Below are 7,373 nucleotides of genomic sequence, written 5' to 3'. Positions count from 1 at the left end.
TCCGAAGTCGATCTGTCGCAAGACCAACTTCTACCAGGGGCTTTACGCTTCTCGATCATCGGGGGCGCCGGCGTCGGGGCGGCCCGAGGATCACACTCTGTCGCGGGGGCTTACGCGGAAGGGCTCAGTGGACCTTCCATCTCCAGCAAGAACACCACCGCGTCCACCAGACCCGCTACCAGGACGGATACCAACTCACGGCCTGATTACCTCAGTCCCTGGAAAGGATCCGCACCCATCCGAGGTAGACCTCCGCCTGCCGGGCCGGGATCGCGGTCAGCCCTTGCTCGCGGGCCCGGGCGGCTTGTTTGTTCAGTTCGGCCAGGGTCCAGCGGATTTGTCCCGGCCAGCGCTGGACGGGGTGGTCTTCGGCCGCTGCGGTCAGCTCCCTGATCAGGTGGGATCCGCACAGTTGGTGCCGGGCCCCGGGGTAGCCGTTGTAGAGCGAGAGCGAGTCGTGCACCAGCACCCCGCGAAAGTGCGGCAGTACGCCGAGCGCGTTGGCGCCGTCGCGGGAGCGGTCGCCCAGGCCGAGCAGGGTCAGGGTGCTGGTGCAGGCCACGTGCAGCCAGCGGCGTGCGGTCCCGATCCGGGTGGTGGTCTCATCGACGTGCAGCACGTGCGAGAGCGTCAGCAGCGCGCGGATCACCTTGATGCTGCCGGCGACCAGGGTGGCGGCCTCGGCCAGGACCGACGACACCCAGCCGGGCGAGACCCGGGCTCCGGTGACGTCGGCGATCAGCTGGGCGCAGCGTTCCACCGGCACGTGCTGGAACACCAGCAGATAGGCGGCCAGCGCGCGCAGGTTCGGCCCGTATGACGACGGCGCGCCCGCGACCTGAGCGGGCATGAGGGCCGCGGTGGTGGTGGTGATGATGAGTGAGTGACCAGGATGGCGTCCCGTCGGGTGGTGTAGTTTGTGACGATCAGTCACCAGGGTCTGGCAGAAGGTGAGCCATCGTGTGACGGTCGAAGGGAAGCGCTCATTCTTCCCGGAAGGACACGTTCACGATGGCTCTGTCCCAGTCTGACTTAACCGAGCTGCTGGAGTCACTACGCGCCGCCGACAGCGTGGAGATGGTCCGCCGCGCCTTGCAGCGCATGCTTCAAGAACTCATCGAGGCCGAAGCCACTACCGTGATCGGCGCCGCCCCGTATCAACGCAGCCCAGAGCGCACCACCCAGCGCAACGGTCACCGCGAGCGGACCCTGTCCAGCACCGCCGGCGACCTGGAACTGCAGATTCCCAAGCTGCGCTCCGGCTCGTTCTTCCCCAGCCTGCTCGAGCGGCGCCGCCGCATCGACCGCGCCCTGTTCGCCGTCATCATGGAGGCCTACGTGCACGGCGTATCCACCCGCGCCGTCGACGACCTGGTCAAAGCCCTCGGCGCGGACAGCGGCATCTCCAAGAGCGAGGTCTCACGCATCTGCCAGGGCCTGGACGTGGAGATCACCGCGTTCAAGGAACGGCCACTGGACCACATCGCCTTCCCCTACCTCTTCCTGGACGCCACCTACTGCAAGGTCCGCGTCAACCATCAGATCGTCTCCCAGGCCGTCGTGATCGCCACCGCCATCACCGCCGACGGCCACCGCGAAGTCCTCGGCCTGGCGGTAGGCGACAGCGAGGACAAAGCCTTCTGGACCGAGTTCCTGCGATCCCTGCGCGCCCGCGGCCTGCACGGCGTCCGCCTGGTCATCTCCGACGCCCATACCGGCCTGGTCGCCGCGATCCGCACCGTCCTGCTCGGTAGCGCCTGGCAGCGCTGCCGAGTCCACTTCATGAGAAATGTCCTGGCCAAGATCCCTAAGGGGTCGGGCGAGATGGTCGCAGCCACCATCCGCACCATCTTCGCCCAAGCCGACGCCGAAGCCGTCCGCACTCAGCTGCATACCGTCGCCGACATGCTCGGCCGACAGTTCCCCCAGGTCAAGGACATGCTGCTGAAAGCCGCCGACGACATCACCGCCTTTGCCGCCTTCCCCGTCTCACACTGGAAGAAGATCTGGTCCACCAACCCGACGCTGGAACGGCTGAACCGCGAGGTCAAACGCCGCGCCGACGTCGTGCAGGTCTTCCCCAACCCTCCCGCACTGGAACGGCTGGCCGGCGCCGTCTTGGCCGAACTCCACGACGAGTGGCAAGTCACCGACCGCCGCTACCTGTCAGAAGCCTCCATGGCCGACCTCCGCACCAACGCCCCCGCACGCGACCCGGCCGCACTCACCATCCAGGCAGAAGCACAGCAGTCGATCACCTAGTTACACCACTCCACGGGACGCCATCCGGTGATGCGGCCGCATCCGCCGCACCGGCAGCGATGCGTCCGATGCTCGGTCACCGTGACCGTGACCAGGGGAATGTCGCGGACCTGCCGGCGGGCGAAACCGACGCTGTCGGTGGCCGACAGTTCCTGGCCGCATCCGCCGCAAGCGGCCGGCAGGTGGTCTTCCACCTCGTCCGGCACCTCGGCCATGGCCAGGCCACTTCCCGGCGCTCCCGGCTGACGGCCCCGCTTGCGCCAGCTCGCGGGCGGCGGCTTCCTCTCCGGCCGCACGAAGGTGTCGCTGGAAGGCGGTAACGAGGAGTTGCCGGAGTTGCGGCCCTGCCGGCGTTCCAGCTCGGCCACCCGCGCGCTCAGTTGCTCGACCGTCGTCTCCAGCTGCGCGATCGTCTGCCGCTGCGCCTCGATCGTGTGCATCTGCCGGACCACCAGCTCGGCCAGTTCGTCATACGACGGGCGGCGGCTCGCGGGCTTCGGCACGCAGAGATCATCCCACGACGCGACTCACACTCACGCCAGCATGATCACAAACTGCTGAATGCTTACGTCAAGACCCAGGTGAAGATCTCCGGCTGCCATCAATCCGAAGATGGCGCCACCGCCTGGCTGACCGTCCGCTCCTACCTCGACAGCGCCCGCAAGCACGGGCTCAGCGCCTTCGAGGCCATCCACCGCGCCTTCACCGGCAACCTCTGGATGCCGCCCGTCGCACTCGACGCCTGATCAGCGCCTTTCACCCAGCGTCACAAAACCTTCTGATTGCTTACCTCGACGCCTGATCAGCGCCTTTTGTCGACCGTCACAAAACCTTCTGATTGCTTACAGTTTCACTTATCCGAGGGCGCCACGAAGTGGCATGGGGTCTTTAGGAGAGCTGCAGCAACTTCGAGTCCATCTTGTCTACAGATGTGGGATATGTGGGCGCGCTCGACGTTCATCGGGCTGTTTAGGGTGGGTCTCCTGCGGGTCGCGGCACGACGGGTGTTCAAGCAGGTCAGGGCCATATTGGTAGCGGGAGATCACAAGGCGCTCCCGCTCTCTAGATGCGGGTGCATTCCGACGGGGTTTTTTCAGGCCGTAGAGGAATCCACCAGCATCTGGGCGCACCTTTGGCGTGGCGCGGGACAACGTGAACGTGGACCTGGCCGGCCAGCTCGCCGACTTTGCTGCTGCGCCGGGCCGTGGCCGTGTCGGCACAGACTGTGCCCCAGGCGGGGTATCTCGTCGGCAATCTTCGGGCTGGATCTTTCTCGGTTCAAGCTTTCGCCGCGAGGGTAGGCTCAGCACGGCAACCGTGAGATCCATAGTGATGACTTGACGTGTTGTCCGAGCTGAGCGGAGTAATGCCGTGCACATCACGATGGGATCGCCGCGGGATGATCTGGCTGACGAGCGTCCTGCGTGGCGTCTGCGTTTGTTCGGTAGTTTCGACCTCGACCGGAGCGGTAAGCCACTCGTCCTGCCGGCGGCTGCGCAGAGAATGGTGGCCTTCCTCGCGGTATGCGGCCCATCGCTTCGCATGCGCGCTGCACGGTCGATATGGGGCACCAAACCGGAAGAGAGAGCCTCGGCCGATTTGCGGATGGCGCTGTGGCGGTTGCGTAAGATGGCGCCCGGGCTGCTCGCCGACTCCGCAGGCACCGTCGCGCTCGCTTCGGGAGTTTTCGTGGACACCTGGTTCCTCACGGGCACCGGCACCGGCTCGGTCGATCCGGAATTTCTCCGCCGATACGCGGCGAACGGCTGCCCTGAGCTGCTTCCCGGTTGGTACGACGCCTGGGTGCCGAGGCACCGGGAACTGCTGCGCCTTCGCAACCTGCGGGCGCTGGAGGACGCGGCGAACACCGCGATCAGCGCCGGTGACGTGACGGCCGGGCTGGAGTGGGCCCTGCGGGCCGTCGCGGCTGACGTGCTCAGGGAGAGCGGTCACCGGCTGCTGCTCACTGCCATGCTCGCGGACGGCAGGGCCAGTGACGCGTTGCGCCATGCGGAGCAGGTGGTTCGGATGCTCGCCGAGCAACTCGGCGTCCGGCCGTCGGCTCAGCTCAGGATGTTGATGGAGGAGGCTCGCTCCCGGTCGGCGATGGGCGAGGTACGGGCCCTGGGATAGGAGCCGAGCAGCTCGGCGAGCCGCGGATGGGGTTCCACACCGAGTTCGCGGGCCAGCAGTCGGCGGTAGGCGTCCAGGCTGCGGCGACCCTCGACCCAGTTTCCCTCGGCCAGGTGCGCCTCGAGCAGCGCCTGCTGGGCGCTTTCACGCAGGGGCTCCGCGCTGGTGGCGGCCAGCGCCACCTCGACCGCGTCCGCACAGCGGCCCGCCTTCACGAGATGCCGGGTCATCGCCTCCATGCCGTGCAGCACCCGTAGCCGGATGCGCTCCCGTTCCGTCAGCACCCAGTCGTCGTACCAGCCGGGAAGCAGGTCGAACAGGAGGCCACGGGTGGGCAGCACGCGCAGGTCGTCGGGCATCGGTCTACCGGTGACCATTCGGCCGGCCCAGGAGGTGACGAGATCGATGTCGACCAGAACACCTGGCCGGAAGGCCACATGGTGCCGGTCCACGTCGATTAGTTTGACGAGGGCCTGATTGAGTCGCCAGAGCGCGGAGCGGAGGTTGCCGGCCGCCCGGCTGTCGGCGGCATCCGGCCACAGGGTTGCGGCGGCGTGAGCGCGGCCCAGACGGCCGCGGTGCAGGGCGACAAAGGCCAGCAACCGCTTGCTGCCCTCGGGGACTTCGTACCAACTGGAGCCATGGCTGACACGGACGTCACCCAGCAGCCGGATCACGAAGCCGGCCCCCACGGGTTGGTTGGCGACGAGGGCGTCGACGAAGTCGGCGGACATGCGGGAACTCCCCTGCGGTGCGGGCTTGCCCCCGCAAGATTAGAGAGCGGTCCGTCACTGAGACGTCATACGAACGTAAACGTCACGGTGTCACGTCGCGGCCCACCAGAATCTCCACCAGGGCGGGTTCAGCGGCGCTGTTGGTGAAGGTCAGGCTGGACAACTTCGTGCCGAGCAGCCGCGCGGCCCCGGTGCCGAGGAACGCGTGCGGGCTGTCGAGGGTGATGGTGGTACTGCCGACCTTGTACGACAGGGTGTCGCTCGGCGCGGCAGGCAGGATCACCACCATGCCGATCCGTTCGGTGTCAGCCGGCATCAGGTCCACCTGCTGGCTGCCGGTGGCCGGTATCTCGGCCGAGATCTTGTCGTACGCCTCGACGTTCTCGGTGCCGGAGGCCACTAGCTGCGGTCCGCCCGCCACCCGGGCTTGGAGGCTCCATTTGATCTTCTCGGTCATGTGTCTCCTCCGGATCAGGCGGACTGGCGCTTTCCGGTCCAGTGGTCTGGTGCGATCGACCGTCAGCCTGGCGGCCGTTCGTCACCGACGCGTGTCCAGTGCGTCACTGGAAAAGTCCAGGCCAGGCTCAGACGGCCGGGTGACGGCACGGTGACGGGAGCGGGGAAGAGTGCTGTCATCGGTGTACGGCTGCCCAGCACACCTTGGAGTTGAGGAGAGGTCATGGCGGTAACGCTCAGCCATCCCGGGGTCTACATCCAAGAGATACCCGGCGGCAGCCGCACCATCACCGGCGTCGCCACCGCGGTCACCGCCTTTGTCGGGCGGGCTCTTCGCGGGCCGGTTGACGTGCCGGTACCGATCTCCTCGTACGCCGAGTTCGAGCGCACGTTCGGCGGCCTCTGGCGAGACAGCGGCCTCGGCTACGCCGTCCGGGACTTCTACCTCAACGGCGGGAACCAGGCGATGATCGTCCGGCTGGCCCGCAACGCCGCCACCGCGCTACTCGACCTGAATGGTGCTCTGAGCCTGGAGGCGCTGGGGCCGGGGGCGTGGGGCAACGCGCTGAACGTGCAGGTGGAGCACGCAGGTACGGGCGCCGAGGCGGAAACGGTCGCTGGCCAGCAGGGTGTGGAGACCGACGACCTGTTCCACCTCACCGTGCGGGAAGGCCCGCCGGAGGATCCGGTAATGGTGGAGACGTATCCCAACGTCACCCTGGTCGACGGGCCGCGCCGGGTGGACCTGGTGCTGGCTGGTTCCCGGCTGGTCAAGGTGGCGCGGGAGACGGCTCTGCCGGGCACAGGCCGTCCCGACGAGGGCAGCTACGGTGGCGCCGGCATAGACCCGGCGGTCACCGGCACCGACGGCGATCATCTCACCGCCACGCAATACACCGGCGGCACGCTGGAGAACGCCAAGAAGGGCATCTACGCCCTGCACGACGCCGACCTGTTCACACTGCTGTGCCTGCCGCCATCGGTACCCGACCTGAAGCTCGACGACAGCGTGTGGGCCGCCGCGCTGGACTTCTGCACACGTCATCGGGCGTTCTTGCTCGTGGATCCGCCGCCTGACGCGAACGCCACCACGATCAGTGCCTGGTTGCAGGGCCGAGGCCTGACCGCCCAGGGCCGCAACGGAGCGGTGTACTTTCCGCGCCTGCGGCGGCCCGATCCGCTGCGGGACGGCGCGATCCGCGAATTTGCCCCGTGTGGCGCGGTCGCCGGCGTGATGGCCCGCACGGACGCAGCGCGCGGGGTATGGAAGGCGCCCGCCGGAGTGGAGGCGGGGCTGGCCGGAGTCACCGGCCCCGCGATCACGCTGACGGACGGCGAGAACGGTGCGCTCAACCCGATGGCGATCAACTGCCTGCGCACCTTTCATGGCGTCGGCACGGTGATATGGGGAGCGCGGACGCTGCGCGGAGCGGACGTGCTGGCCGATGAGTACCGGTACGTGCCGGTGCGACGGTTGGCCCTGTTCCTGGAGGACACGTTGGTCCGGGCCACTCAATGGGCGGTGTTCGAGCCGAACGACGAGTCGCTGTGGGCACAGATACGCGCCTCGATCGGCGGGTTTATGCAGGATCTGTTCCGGCAGGGTGCGTTCCAGGGCAGGACGCCGCGAGAGGCGTACTTCGTCAAGTGCGACAGCGAGACCACGACGCAGTACGACATCGACCGAGGAGTGCTGAACATCATGGTCGGCTTCGCGGCGGTGAAGCCGGCCGAGTTCGTGGTCATCAGCATTCAGCAGCGGACCGCGGCCGCGGGGGCTTAGGAGGG

Annotated in this window: 8 protein-coding genes; 4 read left to right on the top strand and 4 right to left on the bottom strand. The window is 67.4% G+C overall.

Annotation, left to right across the window (positions count from 1 at the left end; all coding sequences use genetic code 11):
* Positions 1 to 211 precede the first annotated feature (211 nt).
* Positions 212 to 850 (bottom strand): transposase, encoded by a 639-nt coding sequence (locus ABGA98_RS45210; RefSeq protein ID WP_347624666.1) that lies wholly within the window; start codon positions 848 to 850, stop codon positions 212 to 214.
* 161 nt (positions 851 to 1,011) lie between these two features.
* On the opposite strand from ABGA98_RS45210, the gene ABGA98_RS45205 reads away from it, so the two are divergent.
* Positions 1,012 to 2,262 (top strand): IS256 family transposase, encoded by a 1,251-nt coding sequence (locus ABGA98_RS45205; RefSeq protein WP_347624665.1) that lies wholly within the window; start codon positions 1,012 to 1,014, stop codon positions 2,260 to 2,262.
* Here ABGA98_RS45205 and ABGA98_RS45200 read toward each other — a convergent pair.
* Positions 2,259 to 2,765, bottom strand: a complete 507-nt coding sequence (locus ABGA98_RS45200; RefSeq protein ID WP_347624664.1) for a DUF6444 domain-containing protein — start codon at positions 2,763 to 2,765, stop codon at positions 2,259 to 2,261. The two genes, ABGA98_RS45205 and ABGA98_RS45200, sit on opposite strands and share 4 nt — an antisense overlap.
* 78 nt (positions 2,766 to 2,843) lie before the next feature.
* On the opposite strand from ABGA98_RS45200, the gene ABGA98_RS45195 reads away from it, so the two are divergent.
* Together ABGA98_RS45195 and ABGA98_RS45190 are read left to right on the top strand one after the other, a co-directional pair.
* Positions 2,844 to 3,008 carry a hypothetical protein gene (locus ABGA98_RS45195; RefSeq protein ID WP_347624663.1) on the top strand — a complete coding sequence of 55 codons (165 nt, stop codon included), beginning with the start codon at positions 2,844 to 2,846 and terminating at the stop codon, positions 3,006 to 3,008.
* 796 nt (positions 3,009 to 3,804) lie between these two features.
* Positions 3,805 to 4,395, top strand: a complete 591-nt coding sequence (locus ABGA98_RS45190; protein WP_347624662.1) for a BTAD domain-containing putative transcriptional regulator — start codon at positions 3,805 to 3,807, stop codon at positions 4,393 to 4,395.
* Here ABGA98_RS45190 and ABGA98_RS45185 read toward each other — a convergent pair.
* A complete protein-coding gene (locus ABGA98_RS45185; protein WP_347624661.1) occupies positions 4,326 to 5,129 on the bottom strand; it encodes a BTAD domain-containing putative transcriptional regulator in 804 nt (267 codons plus the stop codon). The genes ABGA98_RS45190 and ABGA98_RS45185 overlap by 70 nt on opposite strands.
* Positions 5,130 to 5,211: 82 nt before the next feature.
* Positions 5,212 to 5,586 (bottom strand): hypothetical protein, encoded by a 375-nt coding sequence (locus tag ABGA98_RS45180; RefSeq protein WP_347624660.1) that lies wholly within the window; start codon positions 5,584 to 5,586, stop codon positions 5,212 to 5,214.
* Positions 5,587 to 5,808: 222 nt separating this feature from the next.
* On the opposite strand from ABGA98_RS45180, the gene ABGA98_RS45175 reads away from it, so the two are divergent.
* The gene (locus ABGA98_RS45175; protein WP_347624659.1) at positions 5,809 to 7,368 is read left to right on the top strand and encodes a phage tail sheath C-terminal domain-containing protein; all 1,560 of its coding nucleotides are present in this window, start codon (positions 5,809 to 5,811) and stop codon (positions 7,366 to 7,368) included.
* Positions 7,369 to 7,373 lie beyond the last annotated feature (5 nt).

The sequence above is a fragment of the Nonomuraea sp. B1E8 genome (genome assembly GCF_039871515.1).
GTDB lineage: Bacteria > Actinomycetota > Actinomycetes > Streptosporangiales > Streptosporangiaceae > Nonomuraea.
This window is presented reverse-complemented; position numbering and strand designations above follow the sequence as displayed.

Excerpts from the sequence above, each read along its gene's own strand:
- ABGA98_RS45210 (WP_347624666.1), bottom strand. The coding sequence starts at position 850 with ATGCCCGCTCAGGTCGCGGGCGCGCCGTCGTCATACGGGCCGAACCTG.
- ABGA98_RS45205 (WP_347624665.1), top strand. The coding sequence starts at position 1,012 with ATGGCTCTGTCCCAGTCTGACTTAACCGAGCTGCTGGAGTCACTACGC.
- ABGA98_RS45190 (WP_347624662.1), top strand. The coding sequence starts at position 3,805 with ATGCGCGCTGCACGGTCGATATGGGGCACCAAACCGGAAGAGAGAGCC.
- ABGA98_RS45185 (WP_347624661.1), bottom strand. The coding sequence starts at position 5,129 with ATGTCCGCCGACTTCGTCGACGCCCTCGTCGCCAACCAACCCGTGGGG.
- ABGA98_RS45180 (WP_347624660.1), bottom strand. The coding sequence starts at position 5,586 with ATGACCGAGAAGATCAAATGGAGCCTCCAAGCCCGGGTGGCGGGCGGA.
- ABGA98_RS45175 (WP_347624659.1), top strand. The coding sequence starts at position 5,809 with ATGGCGGTAACGCTCAGCCATCCCGGGGTCTACATCCAAGAGATACCC.